Origin of the sequence: Enterococcus sp. CWB-B31 (assembly GCF_020567645.1) — a bacterium.
Taxonomy (GTDB): Bacteria; Bacillota; Bacilli; order Lactobacillales; family Enterococcaceae; genus Enterococcus_L.
In genome coordinates this window covers 369,423-395,578 of record NZ_JAJDJW010000001.1, presented here as the reverse complement: position 1 = coordinate 395,578, position 26,156 = coordinate 369,423, and the positions used below count along the sequence as shown (strand labels likewise).

Sequence of the window (26,156 nt, the reverse complement as noted above, 5' to 3'; positions counted from 1 at the left end):
TTCTAACATAATTGACAGGCTGTTCTATAAGCCTAGAGAATGATTTTTAAACCTGCTAAGACGCAGTTTCCCACATTTTACCATGATTTCCTTTTGAAATTATGTAGAAAATATTAAGAATTTAATAGGATGTGTACTTGTACACGCTGTCTACATCCAGAGTCTGCCGCTCCTGCTATTGAGACCACAGTCAAGCCACCCTATTAGAACGAGGTTGTGCCAAAGCTTCTCCATGCGACAAGTAATCAGAGAGGCATGAAGGAGCTTTGCTTCTACGCTTCTTCGAATGCTCGAATCATACAAAGACTGGAACACCGTTTATTCGGTTTTAGGGATCTCAGACATACTTATATCACGGTCCCGTCTATCTGTTCTCAAAGAGTTTACTTTTAAAAGATGTTAATAAAAGCTAAAGTTTCATCATGCATTTTTTTAAATTTATCAAAAAAATAGACACAAAAAATTCACATCTCCCTTGTAATATAAAGACATACCAAAACAAACCCTAACACAACACTTTTTCATTTTTAACTCCTTTCCCGCCCTCCCCCAAAGGGCGGGTACTTTTTTATTTTTTTCTATTGCTCTGCTAAAAATATTTTTACAGTCAAAAAATAGAAAGCTATTTTAAGGTGCCCATTTATCTTCCCATTTTTTAAATTCTCAAAATCCATGACATGGCGAATACGCTCTTCAATCACGGATAAGAACTTTTCCCCTGATAAGATTTCTGTTGCAGCTTTTCAAAATTTCTCAGTATTTAATAATTCATTAGTAAATCTTTTACACTTTCGAAAGGTTTCCTACACAAAAAATTCACATCTTCAAGCTATTATATATTCATACCAATTAAACAAACCCTAACACAACACTTTTTCATTTTTAACTCCTTTTCCCGCCCTCCCCCAAAGGGCGGGTACTTTTTTGTCTTTTTTACTAATTCTCCTAAATGCAGCTTTCATAATGGATTAACTAAGAAAAGCGAACTGCCTCTTCATCCATCAACTCAACTTCAAGCTGCAAACAAATTCATAATCCCTATTGACCTTCCCTCTTAATTTGCTACACTGGAAAACATAAGTATTTGAGCCTTTACTATAAACAGAGGAGTAATTATATATGGAGATTTCCATCACTTTACCTGAAGATTTCCAGGAGTGTTCTGTCAGCAGCCTGCTGGAAAAAAACTGGCTGGTTCCAAAAAAAGTCCGGCATTTTCTGCGTATACGAAAAAATGTTTCTGTGAATGGACAACCCGTTCCATTTCATTTTCCTGTAAAAGCCGGTGACCAAATTATTCTAACCTTTGAAGGCGGCGATTATTCGACACCAAAAGCACAGATCGGCATAGCTGTTCCATTGGATATTCTCTTTGAAGATGAACATTTGATTATTTTAAATAAGCCTGCAGGAATTAAAACACATCCTAACGAACCTGATGAACAAAATACTTTTTTAAATCAGCTGGCTGCGTATCTTGAGCCGAAAAATCAATTTCCCTATGTTGTTCATCGTTTGGATACAGAAACCAGCGGATGTATTGTCTTTGCCAAAAATCCTTTCATACTGCCGATTTTAAGCCGCATGCTGGAAACAAAACAAATTTCCCGGCACTATCAGGCGCTTGTTTCCGGAAAGATTGATAAAGAAAAATGGACAATTCGAAAAAATATCGGCCGGCATCGGCATGATCGAAGAAAGCGCGTCATTGATCAGCAAAAAGGCGCTTTGGCTGTCACTCATATTGAAAAAGCTTTTTATGATCCGGTTACGCGGCAAACAGCGGTTTTCTGTTCACTTGAAACCGGCAGAACACATCAGATACGTGTTCATCTGGCGAGTGAAGGTCATCCAATTATCAATGATCCTTTATATGCCCCGTCTACAGAAGGACGATTAATGCTGCACGCTTATGAACTTCATCTGATTCACCCTTTTACCAACCAAGAGATTCTTGTTCAGGCAAATCCGGGGTTATGGTAAAACTTATTTACTGCACCATCTATTGAGTAAATTCTCCATTCGTAATTAATGCAAAAAGGGATGTGACAAAAATATGTCATATCCCCTAAAAACCGAATACACGGTGTTCCAGTCTTTGTATGATTCGAGCATTCGAAAAAGCGTAGAAGCAAAGCTCCCCCATGTCTCTGTGATTACTCGTCGCATGGAGAAGCTTTGGCACAATCTCTTTTTTATAAGCGTACTATTTCAGTACATCCTCTAATTTTGTCTTGTCCAATAAATCATACGATTCAAAGAATCCCTGCAGCGTTTCAAAAACTACCTGATTCTTACCTGCCTCGTCATTTTCCACTTGAAGTACCAACAGCGGTTCATGAAGACTCATTCTTAAAAGATACCAGCCGCTGCCGTAGTGTTCTGCTGCATCTACTCTAATGCCTTCATCATTTTCAGGATCAACGGAAAGTCCTGGTGTCTTTTCCGCAAACTCAGCCATATCAGCAATTACTTGTTCACCATATTTTCGTACCTGCTCAGCAAGAATTTTAAAACGAACCTCCTGTACTTCAACAGGTTGTTTCAAGCTGAGAATCAAATCACTGACTGTTTTTCCTTCTTCCTTCAAGCGGGGCAAAAGCATCAGTAATTTAGCAATTACATACGCCCCATCGTCTAAATCATAATTTTCTTTGAATGCTGCATGCCCGCTGGTTTCAATTGCCAGAGGTGTTTCGATGCCCTGCTGATTCAGTTCAATCATTTTATTGATAACGTTTCTGTAGCCTGAGATATAGCGAACCTGTTTCCCGCCTTTTTCTTCAATAAACGCTTTTAAATGGCTGGAAGTCGGTGAATTAGTTACAATACTGCTGCCCGGATATTCTTCCAGCACAATGGTAGCAAGTACAGCAATCAGATTGTTGCGGTTAATGACTTCACCTGTCCGATCAACAACCGCCGAACGGTCAACATCTGTGTCGAAAATAACACCCAAGTCTGCCTGATTATCCAGCACCGCCTGACGAATACTGTCCATTGCTTCTTTATTGTCCGGATTAGGTATATGATTTGGAAATGTGCCGTCCGGCTCCAGAAATTGTGAGCCTGTTGTATCCGCACCTAATGCTCCCAGTACCTTTTCAGCAAAGAATCCACCGGCGCCGTTTCCTGCATCCACAATAATACGGAATCCAGCTAACGGCTTGTCTGCTTCTGTTTTCATCCCCTTCTTAATTTTCACCGCCATATCCGCTGCGTAGTCCGCCAAAATATCTTTCCTTACAACTGTTCCTGTTGATTCAGGGAGTTCTTTGTCAGCATGATCAGCAATATATGTAATATCTGCTTTCTCTGCCCCTCCTGATTTGGTAAACAGTTTTAACCCATTGAAATAGTAAGGCAAGTGACTGGCCGTAATCATGATTGCAGCATCGCAGTCATATTGAGGAAATTGTGTTGCCATGAACATCGCTGGTGTTGTTGCCAAGCCAAAATCCAGCACCTGAACCTGATGTGTTGTAAAGCTGTCAACCAACGCCTGTTTCAGTTCTCCTGCTGTAATTCTGCTGTCGTGACCAATACCGATTTTCAGTACTCCTGATTCAAATTTATCTTTGAGTCCTTTTTGATCAATCAGCCAGTGAAGCATGCCAATACCGATTTTCTTCACCTGTTCCACTGTCAGGTTTGCGGTATACTCTTCTGTACTTACTGCGATTCCTCGAAAATCAGAGCCATTCTGCAACGCTTTTAAATCCATGTAGTCAGTTCTCCCTTCAATTTCAGCTCTTTTTTTTATTCATTCCTCATCATTGCTTCAAATCGTTCGACAATAGCTACTGCATCCTCTTCTGATCGTGCAATAATGATGATTGTATCCACTCCTGCTACAGTTCCTGCGACCTCACTATAATTTACCTCATCAAGGAAATTTGTTACAACATCCGCTCTGCCCATATCTGTATGTACAATCACCATGAACTGAACTTTTTCTATGCGTATAACGGAATCCTTTACCGATTCTTTCAACTTGTCTTCTTGACTTGCTGTCTGCTGCTGAGAAAAAATAGCATACTTTACTTTATTAGCTGCACCGTGCGTCTTCACGATACTCATTTCTCTTACATCTCTGGAAACAGTGGCCTGAGTTGCTTTTACACCTGCCGCTTCTAAACGGGCAATTAATTCTTCCTGTGTCTCTATTTCATTTTCAGTAATGATTTGCCGAATCAGTCGCTGACGGTCTGCTTTTTTCATCTGCAACGCTCCTGTATAGTATTTTCTTACATTATAACGAAACTTGTAAAAAAAATCAGTTATTAATGGTAAATTTTACTCTTTTTAACAAAGCTTGCAAGACTTTAAAGCTTTGTATCGAGGATCAGAGTGAATCGAGAACCGGAGAGACACATTTTAATTTAGCTTTGTTTGGAACACCGTTTATTCGGCTTTGAGAGTGAGACAGAAATAAAGTTCCAAACTCTCTTCGTGTCTACCCCCGAATAAACGGCGATACAAAAGCAAAAATTCTTTTTGCGACGAATAACCGCAGGAGCAGCTCCTGCGGAATTAAGCCGAACGATCCTGAAAGTATGAGAAGCTCCAGGAAGGTATCAATTCACAGCTATTCATTCTATGAATAGTATTCCTTGACAATTTTCGGATATTTCTTCTTAATTCTCGGAGCTGATCACTTTTGTCCCGCCCTCAAATTAGAATGGCTATTCTATTTCCTTATATAAGAAGTCAAACGAATAGTTCCTGTTTTTTTATTCGTTAATCAACTCATTTTCAACCAAATACATATGAGCAACTTCCTGCGGGTCCTGTCCTTCCACATTCACTTTATAATTCATTTCGCTCATTTCTTCCTCAGTAATTTTTCCAACTAGGGGAGACAGCCATTCTTCCAGCTCTGGATACTCTTCCAGCGTTTCTTCTCTCAACAGAGGAGCTCCCTGATAGGGCGGAAACAGCTGCTTGTTATCTTCCAGAACAACCAAATCATACTGCTTCAGCTCACTGTCGGTTGAGTAGGCATCCACCACATTAACATCCCCATTATCAATTGCCTGATAACGCAGGGACGGCTCCATAGATTGAACACTCATCGTCACACCATAAAGCTTTTCTATTCCTTTATAGCCATCATCTCTATCAATAAATTCCAAAGTAAACCCGGCTTTCAGCTGACTGGCGATTCCTTTCAAATCTTCAATTGTTTTTAACTTATACTCTTCTGCAAAACTTCTCTTCACAGCCACAGCATAAGTATTTTGATAGCTCATTGGTTCCAGATAAGCCAGATTGTCTTGTTTGGCAATCTCATCTCTTGCATACTCATACACTTCCTCCGGATCATTGGATGTATTGGTATTTTCAGGTAAAAAGGTTTCCAAAACCGTTCCAGAGAATTCAGGATAAATGTCAATCTCACCTGATTTCAGCGCATTATACAAAAAGGTGGTTTTACCGAAGTTCGGCTTCAGCTCTACTTTAACATCGCTATTTTCTTCAATCAGTTCCCTGTACATATTAATGATAATATCCGGCTCAGCACCAAGCTTTCCGGCAATAGTCAGTCTTTTTTGTTCTCCTTCGTAAGTTGTATACACAAAAGAACCCACCAGCAAAGCAAACAACAGAACAAAGGCAGTCACAATCTTTTTCACGCTTGCTTTTTCCAGCAGATGAATCCCATAATTGAAAAGCACTGCCAGAACGGCTGATGAAATCGCACCGATTAAGATCAATGAAACATTGTTTCGATCAATCCCCAAAAGGATAAACGAACCCAATCCGCCGGCACCAATCAAGGCTGCCAGTGTTGCTGTCCCGATAATCATAACTGCTGCTGTCCGTATACCGGAAATGACATAAGGCAATGCCAGCTGCAGCTCGAATTTCACAAGCTTCTCTTTTTTGGACATTCCAAATGCCTCTGCCGCCTCTTCCAGTGAAGGATCAATCTCTGTCAGACCTGTATAGGTATTCTGCAGAATTGGAAACAAGGCATACATCACCAGTGCAATAATTGCCGGTGGACTGCCAATACCAATCAATGGAATCAGAAGACCCAGCAATGCCAGTGATGGGATTGTCTGAAAGATTCCTGTAATCTGCAAAACAGCTTCCGCAATTCTCTTGTAGCGTGTTAATAAAACAGCAACAGGGACAGCAATTAGAATGGCGATCAGCAGAGACAGCAAAGAAAGTTGAATATGCTCCACCAGCGCCTGAGCATAATCTTCTTTCCTCGACATAAATGTTTCGATTAAATTAGTCATCCAACGGTTCACCTGCCTCTAACTGCTGTTGCAGAAATGCAACAATTGTCTGGGAAGTAACTTGCGCTTGCTGATTTTCCTCAAGCTGCAGGTTCAACTTTTCGTTAGCAGCTAACCGGCGGACGACTTCGTCAAGTCCTGTTTCCATCGTCACTGATCGCCCTGCTGTCCCCGTTATTATTTCAAGCAAGTCCATAGCTGCTAAATCCTCCACACGATAATCAGCCAGACCGAGTGAATCATTTTTGAAGAACTGTGCAACAAAATCATTTTTCGGATGCTTTTTAATCTGATCCGGTTTATCCACCTGAATCACTGCTCCGTCTCTCATAATACAAATGCGGTCTCCTAAAAGCATGGCTTCATTCATATCATGGGTAACAAAAATGATTGTGCCGGACAGCTCTTTGTGCAGTTCTTTTATCAGCAGCTGCAGCTGGCTTTTGGAGATTGGGTCCAGTGCACTGAACGGCTCATCCATTAAAATAATATCAGGCTTTGCTGCGATTGCCCGCAGAATACCAATACGCTGCTGTTCACCGCCAGACAACTCTGAAGGTTTTCTCTGCATATATTCTTCCGGGGAAAGTCCGACTTTTTCCAAAAGTTCCCTGGTTCTTTGTCTGCGCTCATCTTTTTTCCAGTTTTTCATTTCTGGTATCAGTTCAATATTTTCAGCTACTGTCATATTCGGAAACAGGGCAATCTGCTGCAGAACGTAACCGATTCTCAACCGCAGCTCTTTCAGATCATAATCAATAATACGCTTATGATCAAAATAAATATCCCCTTCTGTCGGTTCAATTAGACGATTAATCATCTTAAGTGTAGTCGTCTTACCGCTTCCGCTTGGTCCAACCAGAACAAAAAATTCTCCATCTTGAATCGCCAGATTATTATCTGTCAAGACAGTCTGATTCCCATATTTCTTTGAAACCTCTTGAAACTCTATCATCTCTCCACCTCTTTTTCCCCTTGAAATCTTCAAGCTGCACCAATTAAGTATACGTTATCCTTCTTTTTCTTACTAATATCTTGTCTTTATGTCCCTTTTTTCATTCTGAGACAACCTGCTTCTTTCAGTAATTTCTTCAAAGCAGCAATTGCTCCTCCCTTCAAAAGAGAACGTACGTTCTTTGGTAGTTTTATTTTAACATTACTTAACAATGTCACGTCAACCCCCAAATTACATTTATTTTAGGTTATACTAAAAATGTACGAAAAAAATACAAAGGAGGAGGATGCATGCGAAAATCATTTCAGGATGTATTAATGGCTATTGCACCAATGACTTTGCTGATTATTATCTTAACTTTTGCATTTGCACCGTTACCAGCCGAAGACCTGATTATTTTTTTAATCGGCGCAGGAATTATGATTATCGGAATGGCACTGTTTTTATTTGGGGCGGACCATTCCATGATGGCAGTGGGAGACCTGGTTGGTAAATTTATGGTCAAAAAGAAAAGCTTAAGTATTATTCTTGGTTTAGGATTCCTTATTGGAATTGTTATTACGATTGCAGAACCATCTGTACAGGTTCTGGGGCAGCAGGTCAATGAGATCTCTGACGGAGAAATTTCCCGGCTGCTGATTCTCGGTGTTGTCAGTGTAGGTACCGGCATATTTCTGGCATTTGCATTAATGCGGATCATGTTCAAATTTTCTTATTACAAAATGATGCTGATCGGCTATGTTTTTGTGCTGATTGCTTCATTTTTCACCAGTCCGGAATTTATGCCTATCGCTTTTGATTCAGGCGGCGTTACTACCGGACCTATCACCGTTCCATTTATTCTATCGCTGGCTATCGGCGTCACATCAATGATCAAACAAAAACCACGTGAGAACGACAGCTTTGGTATGGTGGGAATAGCATCACTGGGACCTATCCTGGCAGTTATGACATTGGGGGTTATCTTCCGATGAATGTGGATACAATTGCTACTCGACTGTTTAGCGGCTTAGGGGAAGTTACCAAAGAAGTCCTGATGGCTGTGGCTCCTATTATTATTATTTTTGTCGTCCTGAATTTTATCAGCTTCAAACTTAGAAAACGACGGTTTGCTAAAATTATGATTGGATTTCTAATCACAATTATCGGTCTTATTCTATTTCTTCATGGCGTAAATATTGCCTATGTCCCTGTAGGAAAACACTTGGGAGCTTCACTGGCCTCACTGGACTATAACTATATTTTAATTCCCTTAGGCTTTCTGATGGGCTTTTTGGTCGGCTATGCCGAACCAGCAATTCATGTGATGGTTAAAGAAATTGAAAACATCAGTGAAGGTCGTATTCGAGGAAAAATCATGCTGCTGTTTGTTTCAATCGGAGTGGGAGCAGCAGTCAGTTTATCCATGTGGCGGCTTCTGGCAGGATTCTCTCTCTATTACTTTTTAATTCCAGGTTACATCTTAGTCTTTCTTTTAGGCAGAAAGGTCGATAAAATGTTTTTGGCAATGGCATTCGATAATGGCGGCGTAGCAACTGGTCCCATGTGCTCCACATTTATTTTATCTATGTGTGTGGCGATTGCAGGTCAGCTGGAAGGTCGAGATCCTTTAATTGACGGTTTTGGCGTAGTGGCAATGATTGCACTGGCACCAATTTTATCAACACTTGTTTTGGGGTATATTTATAAATTAAACGATGAACGGGATCAGAAAAATAAATTAGAACTACAAAAATTAGCGGAGGACGAAGGGTAATATGAAAAAATTAGTGGCTTTAAATTTGGAATTAATCGTAACAATTGTTGACGGCGGTACCGGTTCCGATGTTATTGAAATCACAAAAGAAGCAGGAGCCCCCGGCGGTACAATTCTTCACGGACGGGGTTCCGGAGTTCATGATGCAGGCCGTTTTTTAGGTATAGATATTGAGCCTGAAAAGGATATCGTTCTCACTATTGTCCCTGAATCTCTGACCAATACTGTGTTAAATGCTTTAAGTATCGAGATGAAAATTTTCAAGCCCGGCAACGGCATTGCCTTTGTCATCGATCTGGATAAAGTGATTGGTATATCAAAAATTGATGAGTACAGCAAAGTTGTTGAATTGGACGACTTGATGAACGGAAGATAAGGTCGGGGGTTGCTCTTTTCTTGTCCCCCTGTTTATTCAGCTTTTCAACAAATTATTTATCGGCAGAAGCTCTTTTTAAAGAGTCCTACTGCCGATTTTTTGCGGCTCTTTGCCAAGTAGGACTGATGGGTAGAAATAGGGTGACGGTGAGACAGAAATAAAATTCCAAATTCTCTTCGTGTCTACCCCCGAATACACGGCGGAACAAAAGCAAAAATTCTTTTTGCGACGAGTAACCGCAGGAGCAACTCCTTCAGAAATAAGCCAAACGATCCTGAAAATATAAGGCGCTCCAGGTCCTTCACCGACTAGGTAGCAGGACTTCATCTACTCTGCTAAAGCAATCCTAGTGAAGCCTGTCAATTCTCGTATGTTTCATACATAGAAGTTGATGTGATCAAAGCGAAGCGCAGTGTATCAATTCTCAGCTAGTCATTCTATGAATAGATTCCTTGACAATTTTCGGATACTCCTTCTTAATTTTTGGAGCTGATCGCTTTTATCCTGACCTCGCTTTTCACTTTCAAGCAACATTTCAAGCTCTCTTTTTTCAGAAGTCAAACATTCAATTTGTCTTTCCTGTTCTCTGATTTTATCAGTTTGATCATTCTTATTATTTGAAGAACAACCAGAGAGAAGAAGAGCTGCAAAAATAAAAAAATGCTTTTTTTTCATCACCTTAGCTCCTTAATCGAAGATTTATTATCTTCAATCGTTTCAAGGGTCAATTCATAAAACATTTCATGGATCAACTGTGTATCATTGTCTTTATAGACAACCGTACAAGTCGCTTCAACTTTTCCCTTCAACATGTCTCAATTAAATCGTTACTTTCAATTAGTCTCTACAGAAACAAACATTAAAGTAATACCTCACGTAATGAGACACAACTTTGCTACTCAAGCAATAATTGCTGGTGTAGCAGCAGAACACACCACAAGTTGTCTCGGACATAAGAACATTACTATGACAGAGTATTACACACATATTAAGGACGAAACAGCTTCAAATGTAATTGATATTATGGAAGCTAGACCATCAACTAACAAAGAAATTGGGTAAAAAAACTGGCGGAATTTTCTACTATATTTAGTAGTTATATCCCGCCAAGTTCCCGATTCAACATCATTTTTATTCAGTTTTTCAACTTCCCTTTTGCCAAAGACACCCCTTGAATCTAAGATATAGACTGAATAAACATGATTTTAAACAGTCTTTACTTCGCCAAACGATAAATAGCATCCGCATAGATCACCGCTGCCCGGAATAGATCATACAGCTCCATAAATTCATTCGCCTGATGCATCGTGTCTACATAACCGGGGAACATCGCACCATAGGCAACACCACGTTTCAGCAAGCGTCCGTATGTACCGCCGCCGATAATTTTTTCTTCCCCTTTTTCTCCAGTATGGTCTTCATAAACCTGCAGCAAAGTTTTAACCAATGGATCATCCGTAGGAACATAATGCGGTTTCTGGTTGCGCTCGTCCTGAATAATCACGGTTTCCAGACCGCCGATTGCCCGACGAACACCAGCTTCCAGCTCATCTGCAGTTATTCCTTTAGGGTAGCGGAAGTTCAGGCTGATCAAATTTCCTTCTTCAGCATCCTTATTAAAGTTGAATAAGCCGGCATTCATTGTTAAACGTCCCATCTTTTCATCTTCATAAGCAACACCCAGATTTTCTCCATAAAAATCTTCGTGAATAAAAGCAGCTGTGTGGATGAAGGCTTTGGCAGCTCCGCCAAAATCATAGTCCTTGATAAAGTCTGCTAAGAATGTGGCTGCATTAATTCCTGACTGAGGGCTGGCACCATGTGCACCTTTACCAGTAATTTTCAATGTCACAATATTATCCTCAATGCTGATTTCTCCTTCTACCGGTAAATCAGCAAGAAAAGCATTAAAGGAAAGAATGAACGCTTCTGTTGACAAGTCTGATGGAATTGTAAAGATCGCTTCTGCTGTTCCCGGAACCATATTGACTCTCAGTCCGGAATGGAATCTCTGCAGTTCAAATGTCCCGCCGTTTGTTCCTTTAAACTGAGCGAAAATTGTCACATTTCCTTTTTCTCCATTAATGATTGGAAACTCAGCATCTGGTGAAAAACCGAAATCAGGCGCTTCTTCGTGCTGGAAGTAATAATCCATATCTGCCCAGCCGCTTTCTTCATCACTACCCACAACAAAACGGATTTTCTTAGATAACGGCAAACCCAGCTCTTTAATGATTTTTAAGCCGTAATACGCAGCTATGCTTGGTCCTTTATCATCGCTTGAACCGCGTGCAAAGATTTTTCCATCTTTAATTACCGGCTCATAAGGGTCCGTATCCCAGCCATCACCGGCAGGAACTACATCCATATGTCCAAAGACACCTAATGTTTCAGTTCCTTCGCCATATTCAATATGACCGGCATAGTTATCAACATTTTTAACAGTAAATCCATCACGTTCACCATAGGACAGCATGTGTTCCAATGCAGCTTTCGGTCCTGGTCCAAACGGGGCTTCTTTTGTTGCTTTATCATCTTCCCGTTCACTGTTGATACGCAACAGGTTTTTTAAATCTTCAAGGAGATCTTCTTTACGATCTTCCACTTCTTTTTGCCAGTTGATTGTCATCCGTTTCTTCACTCCCATAAATTATTCTTCTTTCCCATCATACCACTAACTATAGGAAAAATAAAAAAGAGAAATACTTTTCTATTCAAAGAATCTCGACTATTCTGTTATGATAAATAAAAATGCGGAATCTCAAAAATGAGACTGCAAAGATTTACTTTCTGCTTTTAAAAATTGCAGGTTTACCAGTCAGCTAAGAAAAAGAGCGAACAAGATCTACACTAAAAATAAACAAAAGTACAACAATAATTGTTGATTGCTAGATTAGCTGATTGAGGAATTGAGAGGAGGAACAATCGTGAAAGCATTATCTGTAAATAATTTAAAGAAAGTGATTACAAAACGTCCAGAAAACAGTCACAAAGGAACCTTTGGACGAGCGGTTCTGATCGGCGGAAACGAGCAGTACGGCGGCGCCATTATCATGAGTGCGCAGGCAGCCATTTACGCCGGGACAGGGCTGGTCACAGTCATAACTGACAGGAAGAACCACGCACCGCTTCATGCCAGACTCCCCGAAGCAATGGCTGTTGACTGGCTGGATACAGAATTGATTGACAGGGTTCTAAAATCAGCGGATGTCATTTTGATTGGACCGGGACTGGGGTTAGGTCTTATCAGTCAGCATCTTCTGATCCATGTACTGGAAAGTCAGACAGACAAGCAATGGCTGATTATTGACGGCTCAGCAATCACTTTGTTCGCAGAGAAAGATTATCCGTTAAACAATCCAGAACAAACCATATTTACTCCGCATCAGAGAGAATGGGAAGCATTAAGCGGTTTACCTCTTGAACAGCAAACGGACAAAGCAAATCAAACTGCCAGAGAAATGCTGAAGGCTTCGGTCGTGCTGAAAAGTCACCGTACCAAAATTTACACTTCCAAAACTATTTATAAGACCCCCATCGGTACAGCAGCAATGGCAATCGGCGGCATGGGAGATACACTAGCAGGAATAATCACTGGCTTCATTGCTCAATTCCCAGCGAAAGAAGAAGCCCTTTGCGCAGCAGTCTACCTTCACAGCCTAATTGGAGAAGACCTCAGTAAAACCCAGTATGTCGTACTGCCAACCAGCATATCCGAGCAGCTGCCGATTTACATGAAACAATTTGAAGAAAAATAAATTGAATAGAAAAAGCGGCTGCAGAACCCATTCAGTGTCCTTTCAGCCGCTTCTTTTCTACTATTTAACTCTAGGACATGTCTAAAAACTCAAGCGGCGAATAGTTTGATGATTTTTATCGAACGCCTCGTCATAAATACTCGCTTATGAACCACATAACCTGTGTTTTCTTCCTTGATTTCAATAAAAATCACTGAAAAATTCGAATGCTGCTACCTTTTCAGACACACCCTAGTTTCCAACAGGATCAATTCATTCTCTGTTAGCGGACGATATTCGCCCAATGCCAATGCTTCATCTAAATATAGTGCACCCATGCGCAGCCTCTTGAGATAAACAACCTTTTTATCCACTGCTTCAAACATTCTTTTTACCTGATGAAATTTTCCTTCCTGAATGACCAAACGAATCTCTGAAAGCTTTTCAGAATCATCTATAGAATCAATGAACAGCTGGCTGCTTTTTACTGTTTCACCGTTCTTCAACGCAAAGCCCTCTTTGAACATCTGAATATCCTCTTCTGTTACAACCCCCGAAATTCGTGCAAAGTATTCCTTGTCTACATGCTTCTTTGGAGAAAGCAGACGATGAGCCAGCTGCCCGTCATTTGTCAGAACCAACAACCCTTCTGTGTCTTTGTCCAGCCTGCCGACCGGGAAAAGATCTTCACGAAAATCCTCATCTGACAGTAAATCAAGCACTGTTTCATCATACTTATCTTCTGTTGCAGAAATCACACCCTGAGGCTTATGAAGCATATAATAAAAATATTTCTGATAATGAAGTATTTCCCCAGCGTACGCAACTCGATCGCTATTCTCGTCAACTTGCGTTTTACCATCCTTTTTTACTAAGTCATTCACGGTGATGACTCCCTGTTTCAACAGTTTTTTTACTTCTTTACGGCTTCCCCATCCGGTATCTGCCAAAAACTTATCCAGTCGCATTGTCTTCCGCTCCTTACTTCTAATTCTTCAGTCACTATTTTAAAATGCCACCGTTAAATAGATTGACTTCACATAAAGGATTTCCAGTTTCTTATCGTCATGCTTTAACATTCATTATATAAAACAAAGGCGCAGGACTTTCCCCACGCCTCAAAGTATTCTATCTACTTAATCTTAACCTTTGCACGCAGTCCATCCACGTCTTTCCCAAGCAAACGGTCTGCCAGTCGAATCTTCAATGTCATGTAGCCATAAACAGCAATTCCAACTGCAGCTACTATCAGAACAATCAGAAACGCCTGCCCTTTACGATCCGGGTTCAAAAACAGATATAGAAACTGTTTTGTCAGGAAGGCAAAAACAATCATAATCAGTGTAATAACAAAAATCAGTAAACTGCGGCGCAGCGTCAGGCTCAAATTGAATTTGGAAATTTCTTTGATTTTACGCATCAGCAGGAAGCATGAAACACTGAATCCAATCATGGTTGCCACTAGAGGACCATATGCTTCCAAAAATCGAATACTTGGGTATTGAACAATCAGTTTTACAGCTAATCCAATCGCAAAATAGCGGATTGCTGCCCGGTTTCCGTACATCCCCATCAGCATGTTGGAAATAAGCATATACAATCCCATAAACAACCCTGCATAACACGCTTGAATAAGCAGACTTGTCCCTAATCCATCCGGACGATAAAACAACGTATAAAGCGGTCTGGCCAATACAATCATACCAAATGTTGACGGCAGCATAACAAACGCAAAAAGCTGCAGATTGTTGCTGATCAATTTAGATAGATCACGATATTTTTTTTGAGTCACAGCTTCTGTAATAAGCGGCAGTCCAGCCATGGCAATAGATGTGGCCAGTGCAATGACGACCATCGTCAATTTATCCGGATTGGCATTAAAAACCCCAAAAAGTTCACGGAGCTGACTATCCGAATAACTCGTAAATGTCCGCATGAAATTAGAAAACGTAAATTGATCGACTAATTTAAATACTGTTACACCAGAACCAACAATAATAAACGGAATTGCTTCTTTAAACGTTTCTATTAAAAGGCCCTGAGGAGAAACCTGGTGCTTGTTTGCGCTGTGCGCTTCAAGGTAATCAAACATTGGTTTTTGTTTATGCAGATAAAAGTACAGCACAACAAAGCTGACAATCATTCCGATAAATGCCGCAAAAGTTGACTGAGTCACGGCATCTACATAATCGCCATTAAAGACTTTCATAATAATGAAAGCAGTCAGCAGCATATAGAAAACACGTGCAACTTGTTCAACAATCTGTGACAGGGCAAAGGGCATCATATCCTGATTTCCTTGGAAATACCCTCTGATAACACTCATACACGGAAAAACCAGCACGGCCAGACTTAACGATTTCATCGTTGGAACCAGCTCTTCTCCGCCTCCTGACCAACTGGCCAGTGCAGGTGCTGAAATATACATAACCAAAGCAAAAACTGCTCCCAGAACGGCCATCATCTGCAGCGCTTTGTAAAACAGCTGTCTGCTGATCTTGTATTCATTCATAGAATTGTAATGTGCCGTTTGTTTCGCTATTGCAGCAGGAATACCGGCTGTAGAGATTAACAAAAACAGTGAATAGACTGTATACCCCATAGAAAACAGACTATTCGCCTCGTCAGCATGTTCCCCCATCCAGGCGTACCATGGAATAATATAAACCGCTCCTAATAAGCGGGAAATGATATTACTGGCTGTCATCCACGCTGAACCTTTGACCATCTTTTCCTGATTAGTCAATATCGGCTGTTCAGCAGTCCCGGGTTGATTGATCATTTACTCCCCAACTTTCTTAAACATACTTCTTCTATTTTAATTGTAAAATCCTTGATATGCAATCCATTTATAAAATAATTATGCAATGCTTCAGAATTCCTTCTACTCTTAATGAAGTCCTCTATTTATTTGCGGAAACTACTGCATTTTCCTGTCAAACTCCTTTATTATACCCGAATATGCTCCCATAATGCACGATTTATTTTTCTGCTGCCTGTAAAATTCAAACACTTTGCATTCGACAGAAAGAAAAAAGCCTTTGAAAGGAGGATTTTAACCAAAGACAATAGTTATTCTTCCTGACTTTTAGCAGCTTTTTCTGTCTCCGTTCGATAAACAGTATCCTTCAACTGCATGCATAAGCAACTTTTCATTAGTACCGGATTTCATTTTAAAAGCTGAACTGTCAATTCCGGCTTGCTTAAAAACATTTCATAAAGAATATTCATCCGATTGGTATAGTATCTGTGATGGACCACCTCATTTAGATAAAAAATAGTCAGTCGGCACAGCTCCGTTCCTTTTAGATTATTCCTGTCAATGAGTATCAGCTCCTAAAAAACAGCATAGGTATCATAGACAACTATTTCAAGCTAGGTTCTCCGATTTTTTGCCTTGTCGTTACATACTTATAATTTTTTCTGCATAGTCTCAGCGGGACCTGCAACAGTTTAGTTAATAGTCGGTTAGATTACTTATTTTCTTCGCCTCAAATTGTCGAGGAGTCATCATAAATTTTGTATGGATTCTTTTGTTTGGAATAGTAGTCTTCTAAATAATCTTGGATTAACACCTTCATCTCTATTTTACTTTTATGCTTGTTGGGTTCGATTAATTCTCGTTTGATCGATCGATGAAATGATTCGATTACTGCATTGTCAACAGGAGTCCCAGGTTGGCTCATTGAATGTGTGATGTGGTGGTCGGTCAACAGCTCTTGATGGATAAGAGACCGATATTGGCTACCTCTATCGGAATGAATTACCGTAGGCAATTCTCCTTTATAAATGTGTAATGGATAGACGACAATTTCTTTTTTCATGGTTGAATCCACCATATAGCAATGTGGAATACGAGTTGCCAAGTTAATGTAGGTGGACAAATAGAGGAGACCGTCATTACAAGGAATATAAGTAATATCCGTCACCCAAACAGCATCGATTTGGCTCTGTTCAAATTGTCGATTCAATAAATTTTCTTTTACTATTTCTTCGATTGCTTTTCCTCTACCATAAGAAGAGTTGCGTTGATGAAATCCTTTTGCGCATAAGGACAGCCACAACACGTTTATTGGTTTCGATTCCTTCATCGTAAAATTGTTGAGCGATTCTTGGAGATCCGTATCGACCCTTGTATTCGTAGAACACTCGCTTAATATTCTCTTTTAAAAAATTATGGCGGAGTTGAGTCCTACTTGGGCGCCGATTCCGCCATAAATAATATCCTTGCCTACTTACATTTAGAATCCTACACAAAGTTTGAATTGAATATTGTTGATGATGTTTGTGAACAAACTCAAAACGAACTACTTTTTTTGCTTCACAAACGTGTCGAACTTTTTTAGAATTTCATTTTCCTCTGTTAGCCGTTTATTTTCCTGTTCAAGAATGTAGAAATCTTCTTTATCAGGTAATCTTTTTCCTTGCCCAACAAAAACATTTTTTCCGTATCGAGGATATTCTGAAACCCATCGGGAAATTGTTGGACGAGAGATGTTGTATTCTTCAGATATTCTCTTGGTAGTTACCTTCTTCTCAAGGAGATTCTGTGAAATCTTTAGTTTAAATTCACGATCATATGTTTTTCTCAATAGAGTTCATTCCTTCCGGTAATGTAACTGATAGTCAAGAAAAGTGTATCATAGCCCCCAAAGATTGAACATTATCTGAAAAGAGACTATCAAATGCCGTCCAGTAGCTTTTTATTGCCATCTCAGCCTCATCAACAGAAGGAACATTTGTAAGACCCAAATATTTTTTTCATTATGACTTAGCAGCACATGATCTAAGTAATGCTCTATTTCCTTGTCTGATTGAAGTTCTCTATACAAAATCACATTATTTTTATTGATTACTTTAATCAAATAATTTGGAGCTTCTTTATTATTACCTGGATACTTCATTTCTATAATCTTATTATCCATTGCTCTCCTCCTACTGATCCTTTTTGAGAATACTACTTATCATCCGTATTGTCGTAGAACCTCTTCTTAGGAAAATGATCTGGAAAAGGTCCCGTAGTTACTTCTGACATTTCCTGAATAATATCAACAATTTCATTTTCATAAATTTGATATTGTCTCGAAGCCTCAATCTCTCTTCGCTTTTTCCCCAGCTTTGTCATACTTTCAATGTAAGCAAATTTTCTTGCTCTCACTTCTTGAAGTTTTTTTCAAAATCCTCTTTCTTCAATGATTTATCCTCCTACTGATCCTTTTTGAAAATTATTTCAATCTGGAAATTTCGTCTGGTTTCTAGATTGCATGTAGCATTCTTTAATTGATTCTTTGCTGCGTAACTGGTCAGTAGTTGTTGTAAGTCATTAAATATTTCAGTATCTTTAGTCAATTGTTTAACCTCAATATCTGAAATATCCGAAAAATAGTCTTTTGATAGGTATTCCCAGTCTTCAGTAAACATACCTTCCATTAAAAATGGTTGGTTTTCATTGTTTAGTTCAAACATAAAGTATATTTCTTCAATATCTTCTAAATTGAACCTTCCATATTTTCCTGTAGAACTTAACATTTCTAATTTTGCAATTTTCACATTTTGCCTCCTACTGATCCTTTTGGGGAACTTCTGATATTGTTTCAATCACCTTGAACATGGGTATTTCATCAATTATTTTTGCATACATCTGCTCATAATTTATACGAACTCTTTTCACACCATCGCCTTTACTAGAACCCCACAATTCTAACCAGCTAAGTGCGACCTCTTTGAATTCGGTTGTTTTCACTTTTAAAACTTCCATACCACTTCCATATTCAATACCTACGAATATTTTTATTGGGTTCATAAGATTTCCTTTCTACTGATCCTTTTTGAAATGTATTAAAACCAGTTATTCCAAAATAATCCAACTATCGATACTATAGTTCCTAAAAATCCAAATAGGAGCATCTTTTCACCTTGTTCTCCCTCACGACTATATTTTCCGTTCAATGCTAATTTATATCCGCCTGATATCGCAGAAAATGTAGACATTACAATCAACAATATTGATAATGTTTTTATTGCAGCATTAATCCCATTTATTCCATATATAAGTACAAAACTAATAATCATAAGAGATACGCTTAAACCTGCAATCATTCCAAATAAGTCCTTAATATTAATTACCCTCTTTCATCGTTTTTGACAATCACGAACCTTTTTCAGCTTCAGGAACTTTTACCGTTCGCTTTTATAAAAATTATCTTGGTAGATCCACAGCTGCTTCCGGAGAATTTTTTCTAAGATTCCGAACGATCCTTTTTGGTTTCAGATCACGCTACCAGCTCCAGCTACTGATCCTTTTTAAGAATTTATGTTGCATTAAAAATAATGTAATCTATCATACTTGATCTATCCATATTTAAAAATGCCTGCAAAGAAGCTTCTTCATGAAACAAGACCACATAATATTCATATTCTGTAATTCCGTCTTCTTCATCAACAATCTTTTCAACCTCGCAAGACAGACTTAATCTATTGTTTTCATCAGATCTGAAAGAGAAAAAACCATCTATCGAATTCTCACTTACATATGAATTGAGTGTATCAAGCGACGCTGTTAATCTGGTGTTTAATTCCACAGCCTCTTTATAAATTTTATTAATTCGATTCATCAAACATTACCCTTTCTGATAGTAATCGGAGTTGATTTTTATTCTAAGCTAGGATTCCCAATAAGATATTGATTTCCGTACAGACTGAAAAGCCAAAAAGAGTTCCTTCTTTCCGGCTTTTTTGTAGATTCCTCGAATGGCTTCCATGCCTTTAATCGTGGTTGAAGCGGTGCGTAGCTGGACCGCAGCGTGTTCAGAATAAAAATAATCAGAAGGAAGAATAATTATGAAGAATAAAATACAAGAAGTGAGAAAGAAGCTAAATCTTCAAGAGTTTGAGCTAAGAAACCAATGATTTAGAAGAATTTTCTGGTGGCCGCTTCAGTTATGATCTTGAAGAAAAAAGGTTTATGGATCTACAGAAGAATGCTGCTTGTTCTTCAGCTGAAATTATTCAAAATTATCTGATGATGGGCGACCAAGGCGTGTACTATTCTGACGAATTGAAGCGGCTGGCTCCAGCAATTGGGTTTCTACAGTCTGCCGATCAAACAATGATCTATATTAACAACCAGGAAGACGCCCCAGCGGTGGGTTAAAGAGTGACAACTACAGTTTAATCGTCGTCCTGATCCTTCAACCACAGATCAGCTAGTTTTAAAGAGCGATTCTCAGACGTTTTAGAAATGATTGGTGATCAATTACCCACAAAAAAGCTTCAGAAACACATCGATTCCTGAAGTTTTTACTATTATTCGTGTTTTTTGTCAATTTATCTGATGGATCTCCCGCTGCTGATCCTTTGTCAAAGACAATGCAAAAAACATTACCTGATTATATTGGCAATGTCTTTTGCTTTCTATTTATTTTCTTATCGTGGGGAATGATAGTTATAACATCAATAGACATTTTACTCTTCGCATATCAAAACAGATTGTCAAAAACATGAATTCCCATTTTATCCATTCTGGAGTTCAAAAGTACCAATTTCATCCGTTTTATGACCAGAATCATCGGCATTACTAACAATAATTTTATAGACAGATGCTTTATCTAATGCACTCAAATCAATAGACATAGAAAATTTAGTCGTACCATTATTATCTTCATAAGAATAACTTGGTATTTTAAGCTGAACACCATTTTTATACACCTCAATAGTATAAAGCTTAAGCCCTTCGGATACTACTTCCGTGGGAGCGACGAATTCGACATTCGTTTGTAACGCATCACTCTCTGCATTAATATCGGAAATGTTATTTGCCTGAATAATTCGCGGCTCAGCAGTCTGCGTTAAGGGTTCATAAGCAACTGTAAAACTCCAGTCTCCCTCATACTGTAAAGCCCAAGGTACATTGAATGAACTATTAGTTTCTATTGCTTTGTTGAGAGCTGCGTCATATTCATCACGATTCTGCCAAGCTAATTTATATATGTGTAACGTTAAGTCTGCGTTTTCTGGAATTTTTTCTTTAGTGTATGTAAAAATAACAGACCCATAAAAAGTATCCCCTTCGACATAAAAAGTTGACTCTTGATCTCCACCTCCAAATATATCTTCTGTACCCTCATTGATAAAAAGACCTAGGTCAATATCTTGAAAATTTGAGTTAGTTGAGATTTGTTTTTCTAACAGTATTTTTAATTGCTCATCATCAAGCTTAAATTGATAATCAAACGCAAATTTTTGTTTTGTTGAAACAAACTTAGTCAGCTTGATTTCACGACCATTTTGGGAGCTTATTAAATCCAACTCCATAGGAATCATATTGTTTTCCACTGTAGCTACTCCTGAATCCTTACTGATTCCAAAAATTTGCTCAATTGCATCACCAATTGATGTTTGTATTAATACCAGAAATAATAACGCAGCCACAATTCCAAGAATAGTAATCCCTTTTTTCCTAGTATTCATTTTAAAGTTTTTCTTATTTTGCTCAATTTCCCCTGTCAAAAATTTTTCTTGATTATAAACTAATTTCTCCATCACTTCTGTGGGTATTTTTCTTTCTCTCTTCATTATCTTCTCTATTTTTTTACTCATTTTCTTGCACCTCCAGTATTATTTTTAATCTTTGTTTAGCACGCGCAAGCCTGGTTTTAACTGTATTTGTAGAGATACCTACTTGCTCAGCAATTTCTTTGATACTAAACCCAGCATAATAATATAAAACAAGTGGTATTCTATATTTTTCTGGTAATTGATTCAATTCCTGAGTTATATCAGAGCCCTCATAATTAGTTTCTTCAACTCCGCCATGCTTCTCTTCAAATTCAACCACTTCCACTCGTTTATGGAGTGTATCTTTTGCTATATTGATCATAATTCTAAAAATCCAGGAGTTGAAGGCCTCTTCATTTTTGAGCGTTCCTATTTTTTTCCAAGCACAAATTTCTGTTTCTTGAAGACAATCAGCTACATCCTCATCATTCAGAAGTATTTTATAAGCGGAATTGTAGAGGATGTGTCTATATGCTTCACAAAGCTTTATAAAAGCATGTGCATCCCCCAATTTAGCTTGTCTAACCAGTATTCTCTGTATTTTTTTTTCCATATAACACCCACTTCTTTTCACCTTACATTTATTAGACTATAAATATGTTGAAAAAGTTTCAAAAAAAATGAAAAAAATCTAGAGAATGATTATTTTGATCATTCTCTAGGTTTTTCAATTAAAATTATTGATAACAAGATTTATTAGATAATATAGTATCTACTTCCATTAACAGGATTGTAAGTTGAAAAATATCCGTTCAGATTTTTTCCTCCACTTCTAGAAGGATAATATAAATACCCTCCATTTGCTGGAACTACATGTTTACTTGTGGGGTAATAATTTCCATTTGTTTGAAGATGGAAATTGAAGGAGTCTTTAGTGGCTCTTACGCCAAAAAATGGATTCGCATTATAATCGTTAAACACAAAAAGGAAGCCGCTATATCTCCATCCTGCACCCGAAAATTCATTCGATTGGTAGCCTGTAGAAGGAACAGCTTTAGGTTGAGTCGGAACATAAACCCCTCTAGGTTGGATTAGTCCAGCAGTCGGATCAAACGGTTTATCAATCACATCATCAGTGTCCTCTAATAGATCAAATGCAGACTCAAACATTTCCTGAGTCACATTTTCATCATTCGAATTTTCTAGCCCAGTTTCGACAATCTCAATAAATTGTTTTGAAGCTTCATTCCCCATGATAGTATCTGATTCTGGATTATAAATCCAGCCATTGTCAGACTCTACATTTTCTTTCATCTCTTCAAATGTAGCTGCATTTGAATTTACTGCCCCTATAGTTAATCCAAACACGCCAATAATACCCACAGCTAAAAATTTTGAAATTAGACTTTTCCTCATCGCAAAAACTCCCTCGTCTTTTTATTTTGTTACATTATCATATTAGCATAAATACCAATCAATTGAAAATATTTTAATAAACAAAAATTAGATAATACCATTTTTTTGAATAATATAAATTATTTAAAGTCCATTATTTTATCCTGTGATTAAAAATCCACGTTTAAAATGAAAAAATTCAGCACAAACTCCAAAAAAATATCTGTAAGCATAAATTTTGAGAATAGTATAGTAATGATGTATTTTTTTAAATCAAGCTAAATTATCTTATTTCTATTACTTTTCATCATTTGATAGGATTTAATTTATAAGGCTAAAAAATGTTTCAGCTCTTAAAATTAAAATTCGTTTAACAAAAAATTGACATCCTTTCTATATTCGAAGACCCAACGACGAACAATTATTTTTCTACAAATATACTCTATTATATTGACTGCCGATAAAATCTCATTTTCAACATGAGCCTTTTTCAATGATTGCTATTCTAATTTCTTAAAAGACCGGTTAGCACAGCTGCTTGCAAGCCGATTCTCTACTTCTTCTCATACAGCCGCCCTGTATTCTGGTCTTTTTTGTACCTTGCTTTTTCATTCCAATACTTATATATATTTTGGGCAATACATCTGCGAATTCCTTTACTTAATACTATTCTTTTTATTTTTTTACAAAATCAACTAAATTAAGCTTGTATTTCCAAATAAACATTTGTATGATTGAAATGCTGAATCAAACTAATGGAAAAGAGGATGAACTATGGGAAGAAAAGAAGACAGAATGGCAACAGCCAAAAAACCGATCGCAAAAAGAGGATGGTTTTGGTTATTGGTTTTCTTGATATTGGGTGGCGGAGGCTTTGCTGCTTCACAGTTTATCCCTTTTGATTTTGACCTGCCGTTTGGCAATTCTGCATCTAAAGATTCGACAACCGAAGAATCCAAAACAACAACTGAGAATACAAATACTGAAGAAGATATTGTGGAAATACTGGAACTGTATCGTTCAATCAATCTAAGCGATTCAATAGCGGAAGATGTTAAGGGCTCCAGCTATGATGACGTCGTAGCACTGTTGGGAGAACCAAGCTCCAATGTTGATTCCGAAATTGGCGAAACAAAAACCAAGATGGCTATCTGGAATACCTTCAATGGAAAAACAACGATCAGTGTGAACTTCAGCGACGATTTTGCCATTGGAAAAAGTGTCGCAAAACTAGTCAGTAAAGCAGATGATAAAACTACTACAGCTCAGTTTGAAGCCGTTCCTACAGATGGTTCTTACACCTATGAACAGGCGATTGAAGAATTTGGTGCTCCAGATTCACTCAGTGATTCACTTATTGATAATGTACACGCAACCACTGCATTTTGGACGACAAATGTGGAACAGGGCTTCACTATTCATTTTGATAATGATCAGGCAGTTACAAAAGAACAAGTTTCTTAATAATAGAACAAAGACAGGCAGTTTTCGGATAAGAACCGGAAGCTGCTTTTTCTCTGAAATACGCTGCCTTGATGTTTTTGTTTTGAAATTGTATGATAAATGTTAAAGATGACAACAATCAGAGCGGGAACTCCTTTCCAGCTCATTTATATTTGGAGGCTTATTATATGAGTATCTCATTGACAGAAATTAAAGAGTGTTTAATAAAAGAACAGCTTTTAAAAGAAATGGTTGCCGGTTCTGACTGGACCCTCATTATTCCTCAGCATCTGTCCGATCGGCTGATTACTGCTGTATCCTATGATTCAAGAACTGTCTCTGAGGATACCTTGTTTTTCTGTAAAGGACTGAATTTTAAAAAAGAATATTTGATGAGTGCTGCAGCCGCAGGATTAAAATTTTATGTTTCTGAAACCCCTTATGACACAGCTGCCGAACTGGGCTTCATTGTAACAGATATAAAAAAAGCGATGTCGGTTCTCAGCATGCTGTTTTATGATTATCCTCAAAATAAACTGACGTTGATTGCGTTTACTGGGACGAAAGGAAAAACAACTGCTGCTTATTTCACGAAATTTATTTTGGATCACTCAACAAATAAAAAGACGGCCATGCTTTCAACGATGAATTCAACGCTGGATGGAAAAACCTTTTTTAAATCTCAGCTGACAACGCCCGAATCTGCGGATCTCTATCGAATGATGGCAGAAGCAGCAGCAAATCAGATGACACATTTTGTGATGGAAGTCTCATCCCAGGCCTATAAGACAAATCGGGTATACGGTCTGACATTTGATGTCGGAATCTTTTTAAACATTACTCCTGACCATATCAGTCCGATTGAACATCCTACATTTGATGATTATTTCTATTGCAAACGGCAATTAATTGTAAATTCCAAAAAAATCATTCTGAATCATGACTCTGATTACTTCAATCTGCTGAAAGAAACTGCTGATTTGTATCATACACCTGTCGTTGTTTATGGCAGCCAAAAATCAGAAGATGTAGATTACCTCTATACAAAAGATCCGAAAAATTCGCTGGTCTTTAACGTTTCAGCTGCTCCTGATACTCTTTCCCTGTCAGGAGAATATTCTTTACGGCTGGGCGGAGACTTTAATATGGGTAATGCGTTGAGTGCTGCTATCGCCTGCACACTGGTTGGCGCATCAAAACAGGACTGCCATTCAGGTATTCAGGAAACAACTGTGCCTGGTCGAATGGAGCAGCTGTCTAATACAAATGGCTCAGCTGTTTATGTTGACTACGCACACAATTATGATAGTCTGAAAAACCTTCTAAGTTACATAAAAGAAGAACATCCAGACGGCCGTTTAATTGTTGTCATTGGCAGTACAGGAGACAAGGCAATTTCCAGAAGACAAGATTTCGGAACAGTTTTGTCTGAGCTTGCTGATTATGCCATCCTGACAACCGATGATCCGGCTTCTGAGGATCCTCAGAAAATTGCAGAAGAAATTGCTGCTCATCTTGCTTCATCGGTTGAATCCCAAATTATTATTGATCGGGAGCAGGCAATTGATGCTGCCTTGTGCTTAAGCAGACCGGAAGATGCTGTGGTTTTAGCTGGCAAAGGGGCTGATTTATATCAGAAAATCGGCGGGAGAGATCTGCCTTATGAAGGAGATTTCGCTATTGCTGAGCGGATCATTCATAATAAAAAGTAAATGCTGAATTCATTCACAAATAGCTGTGCAGTAAA

Annotated in this window: 30 protein-coding genes and 1 pseudogene; 9 read left to right on the top strand and 22 right to left on the bottom strand. The window is 38.4% G+C overall.

Going from position 1 to position 26,156, the window contains the following annotated elements; all coding sequences use genetic code 11:
- Window positions 1-1,119: 1,119 nt before the first annotated feature.
- Window positions 1,120-1,983 (top strand): RluA family pseudouridine synthase, encoded by an 864-nt coding sequence (locus LI954_RS01605; protein WP_229443313.1) that lies wholly within the window; start codon window positions 1,120-1,122, stop codon window positions 1,981-1,983.
- Between the two features lie 223 nt (window positions 1,984-2,206).
- Here LI954_RS01605 and LI954_RS01600 read toward each other — a convergent pair whose 3' ends face one another.
- The 5 genes from LI954_RS01600 to LI954_RS16005 form a co-directional block, all read right to left on the bottom strand.
- Window positions 2,207-3,724: a phosphomannomutase/phosphoglucomutase gene (locus LI954_RS01600; protein ID WP_229443312.1), complete on the bottom strand. Its 1,518-nt coding sequence runs from the start codon at window positions 3,722-3,724 to the stop codon at window positions 2,207-2,209.
- A 35-nt stretch (window positions 3,725-3,759) separates the two neighbouring features.
- The gene (argR, locus tag LI954_RS01595; RefSeq protein WP_202066445.1) at window positions 3,760-4,221 is read right to left on the bottom strand and encodes an arginine repressor; all 462 of its coding nucleotides are present in this window, start codon (window positions 4,219-4,221) and stop codon (window positions 3,760-3,762) included.
- A gap of 512 nt (window positions 4,222-4,733) precedes the next feature.
- On the bottom strand, window positions 4,734-6,251 hold the full coding sequence (locus tag LI954_RS01590) for an ABC transporter permease/substrate-binding protein (RefSeq protein WP_202066444.1): 1,518 nt from the start codon (window positions 6,249-6,251) through the stop codon (window positions 4,734-4,736).
- Complete coding sequence (locus LI954_RS01585; protein WP_202066442.1) at window positions 6,244-7,206, bottom strand: ABC transporter ATP-binding protein; 963 nt, start codon at window positions 7,204-7,206, stop codon at window positions 6,244-6,246. Before LI954_RS01585 ends, LI954_RS01590 begins: the two co-directional genes overlap by 8 nt.
- Before the next feature lie 86 nt (window positions 7,207-7,292).
- Complete coding sequence (locus LI954_RS16005; protein WP_267491398.1) at window positions 7,293-7,424, bottom strand: hypothetical protein; 132 nt, start codon at window positions 7,422-7,424, stop codon at window positions 7,293-7,295.
- A gap of 72 nt (window positions 7,425-7,496) precedes the next feature.
- Here LI954_RS16005 and LI954_RS01580 point away from each other — a divergent pair, with 72 nt between their 5' ends.
- The 3 genes from LI954_RS01580 to LI954_RS01570 are packed head-to-tail and all read left to right on the top strand — an operon-like array spanning window position 7,497 to window position 9,338.
- Window positions 7,497-8,180 (top strand): DUF1538 domain-containing protein, encoded by a 684-nt coding sequence (locus LI954_RS01580; RefSeq protein WP_202066434.1) that lies wholly within the window; start codon window positions 7,497-7,499, stop codon window positions 8,178-8,180.
- A complete protein-coding gene (locus LI954_RS01575) occupies window positions 8,177-8,962 on the top strand; it encodes a DUF1538 domain-containing protein (RefSeq protein WP_202066432.1) in 786 nt (261 codons plus the stop codon). Before LI954_RS01580 ends, LI954_RS01575 begins: the two co-directional genes overlap by 4 nt.
- A gap of 1 nt (window position 8,963) precedes the next feature.
- Complete coding sequence (locus LI954_RS01570; RefSeq protein ID WP_202066430.1) at window positions 8,964-9,338, top strand: P-II family nitrogen regulator; 375 nt, start codon at window positions 8,964-8,966, stop codon at window positions 9,336-9,338.
- A gap of 432 nt (window positions 9,339-9,770) precedes the next feature.
- Here LI954_RS01570 and LI954_RS01565 read toward each other — a convergent pair whose 3' ends face one another.
- The gene (locus tag LI954_RS01565) at window positions 9,771-10,013 is read right to left on the bottom strand and encodes a hypothetical protein (protein ID WP_229443311.1); all 243 of its coding nucleotides are present in this window, start codon (window positions 10,011-10,013) and stop codon (window positions 9,771-9,773) included.
- 135 nt (window positions 10,014-10,148) lie between these two features.
- Between LI954_RS01565 and LI954_RS16290 the strand changes: the two genes are divergently transcribed.
- Window positions 10,149-10,400, top strand: coding sequence for a tyrosine-type recombinase/integrase (locus tag LI954_RS16290; RefSeq protein WP_420705958.1), 252 nt, complete (start codon window positions 10,149-10,151; stop codon window positions 10,398-10,400).
- Window positions 10,401-10,554: 154 nt separating this feature from the next.
- Here LI954_RS16290 and pepV read toward each other — a convergent pair whose 3' ends face one another.
- Window positions 10,555-11,967, bottom strand: coding sequence for a dipeptidase PepV (gene pepV, locus LI954_RS01560; protein WP_229443471.1), 1,413 nt, complete (start codon window positions 11,965-11,967; stop codon window positions 10,555-10,557).
- A gap of 298 nt (window positions 11,968-12,265) precedes the next feature.
- On the opposite strand from pepV, the gene LI954_RS01555 reads away from it, so the two are divergent.
- Entirely contained in the window at window positions 12,266-13,096 is an 831-nt protein-coding gene (locus LI954_RS01555; RefSeq protein ID WP_229443310.1) for an NAD(P)H-hydrate dehydratase, read from the top strand.
- A gap of 212 nt (window positions 13,097-13,308) precedes the next feature.
- On the opposite strand, the gene LI954_RS01550 is transcribed toward LI954_RS01555, so the two are convergent.
- The 12 genes and pseudogenes from LI954_RS01550 to LI954_RS01500 form a co-directional block, all read right to left on the bottom strand.
- Window positions 13,309-14,043, bottom strand: coding sequence for a pseudouridine synthase (locus LI954_RS01550; protein ID WP_229443309.1), 735 nt, complete (start codon window positions 14,041-14,043; stop codon window positions 13,309-13,311).
- A gap of 164 nt (window positions 14,044-14,207) precedes the next feature.
- Window positions 14,208-15,857 (bottom strand): putative polysaccharide biosynthesis protein, encoded by a 1,650-nt coding sequence (locus tag LI954_RS01545; RefSeq protein ID WP_202066405.1) that lies wholly within the window; start codon window positions 15,855-15,857, stop codon window positions 14,208-14,210.
- A 709-nt stretch (window positions 15,858-16,566) separates the two neighbouring features.
- Entirely contained in the window at window positions 16,567-17,166 is a 600-nt protein-coding gene (locus LI954_RS01540; protein WP_229443308.1) for a DDE-type integrase/transposase/recombinase, read from the bottom strand.
- Entirely contained in the window at window positions 17,084-17,332 is a 249-nt protein-coding gene (locus LI954_RS16285; RefSeq protein ID WP_420705957.1) for an IS3 family transposase, read from the bottom strand. Before LI954_RS16285 ends, LI954_RS01540 begins: the two co-directional genes overlap by 83 nt.
- A 50-nt stretch (window positions 17,333-17,382) precedes the next feature.
- Window positions 17,383-17,667 carry a transposase gene (locus tag LI954_RS01535; RefSeq protein ID WP_324254737.1) on the bottom strand — a complete coding sequence of 95 codons (285 nt, stop codon included), beginning with the start codon at window positions 17,665-17,667 and terminating at the stop codon, window positions 17,383-17,385.
- Window positions 17,668-17,778: 111 nt separating this feature from the next.
- Window positions 17,779-18,000, bottom strand: coding sequence for a hypothetical protein (locus LI954_RS01530; protein WP_229443307.1), 222 nt, complete (start codon window positions 17,998-18,000; stop codon window positions 17,779-17,781).
- Between the two features lie 32 nt (window positions 18,001-18,032).
- Window positions 18,033-18,233 (bottom strand): hypothetical protein, encoded by a 201-nt coding sequence (locus LI954_RS01525; protein ID WP_229443306.1) that lies wholly within the window; start codon window positions 18,231-18,233, stop codon window positions 18,033-18,035.
- A 47-nt stretch (window positions 18,234-18,280) separates the two neighbouring features.
- Window positions 18,281-18,625: a hypothetical protein gene (locus LI954_RS01520; protein WP_229443305.1), complete on the bottom strand. Its 345-nt coding sequence runs from the start codon at window positions 18,623-18,625 to the stop codon at window positions 18,281-18,283.
- Window positions 18,626-18,635: 10 nt separating this feature from the next.
- Window positions 18,636-18,878, bottom strand: coding sequence for a hypothetical protein (locus LI954_RS01515; RefSeq protein WP_229443304.1), 243 nt, complete (start codon window positions 18,876-18,878; stop codon window positions 18,636-18,638).
- A gap of 35 nt (window positions 18,879-18,913) precedes the next feature.
- A complete protein-coding gene (locus LI954_RS01510) occupies window positions 18,914-19,174 on the bottom strand; it encodes a hypothetical protein (RefSeq protein ID WP_229443302.1) in 261 nt (86 codons plus the stop codon).
- A gap of 212 nt (window positions 19,175-19,386) precedes the next feature.
- A complete protein-coding gene (locus tag LI954_RS01505; protein WP_229443300.1) occupies window positions 19,387-19,689 on the bottom strand; it encodes a hypothetical protein in 303 nt (100 codons plus the stop codon).
- Between the two features lie 43 nt (window positions 19,690-19,732).
- Window positions 19,733-19,866 (bottom strand): annotated as a pseudogene (locus LI954_RS01500) (IS6 family transposase); the annotation flags it as partial.
- A 173-nt stretch (window positions 19,867-20,039) separates the two neighbouring features.
- Here LI954_RS01500 and LI954_RS01495 point away from each other — a divergent pair.
- A complete protein-coding gene (locus LI954_RS01495) occupies window positions 20,040-20,228 on the top strand; it encodes a hypothetical protein (RefSeq protein ID WP_229443298.1) in 189 nt (62 codons plus the stop codon).
- Window positions 20,229-20,587: 359 nt separating this feature from the next.
- On the opposite strand, the gene LI954_RS01490 is transcribed toward LI954_RS01495, so the two are convergent.
- The 3 genes from LI954_RS01490 to LI954_RS01480 all read right to left on the bottom strand — a co-directional run bounded on the left by LI954_RS01490 (window position 20,588) and on the right by LI954_RS01480 (window position 22,987).
- Window positions 20,588-21,673, bottom strand: a complete 1,086-nt coding sequence (locus LI954_RS01490; protein ID WP_229443297.1) for a hypothetical protein — start codon at window positions 21,671-21,673, stop codon at window positions 20,588-20,590.
- Window positions 21,666-22,184, bottom strand: coding sequence for an RNA polymerase sigma factor (locus LI954_RS01485; protein ID WP_229443296.1), 519 nt, complete (start codon window positions 22,182-22,184; stop codon window positions 21,666-21,668). The genes LI954_RS01490 and LI954_RS01485 overlap by 8 nt, the downstream gene beginning before the upstream one ends.
- Before the next feature lie 143 nt (window positions 22,185-22,327).
- Entirely contained in the window at window positions 22,328-22,987 is a 660-nt protein-coding gene (locus LI954_RS01480) for a hypothetical protein (protein ID WP_229443295.1), read from the bottom strand.
- Between the two features lie 753 nt (window positions 22,988-23,740).
- On the opposite strand from LI954_RS01480, the gene LI954_RS01475 reads away from it, so the two are divergent.
- Window positions 23,741-24,430, top strand: a complete 690-nt coding sequence (locus tag LI954_RS01475) for a DUF3862 domain-containing protein (RefSeq protein WP_229443294.1) — start codon at window positions 23,741-23,743, stop codon at window positions 24,428-24,430.
- 167 nt (window positions 24,431-24,597) lie between these two features.
- Window positions 24,598-26,121, top strand: a complete 1,524-nt coding sequence (locus tag LI954_RS01470; RefSeq protein ID WP_229443293.1) for a UDP-N-acetylmuramoyl-L-alanyl-D-glutamate--L-lysine ligase — start codon at window positions 24,598-24,600, stop codon at window positions 26,119-26,121.
- The last annotated feature ends 35 nt before the right edge of the window (window positions 26,122-26,156 follow it).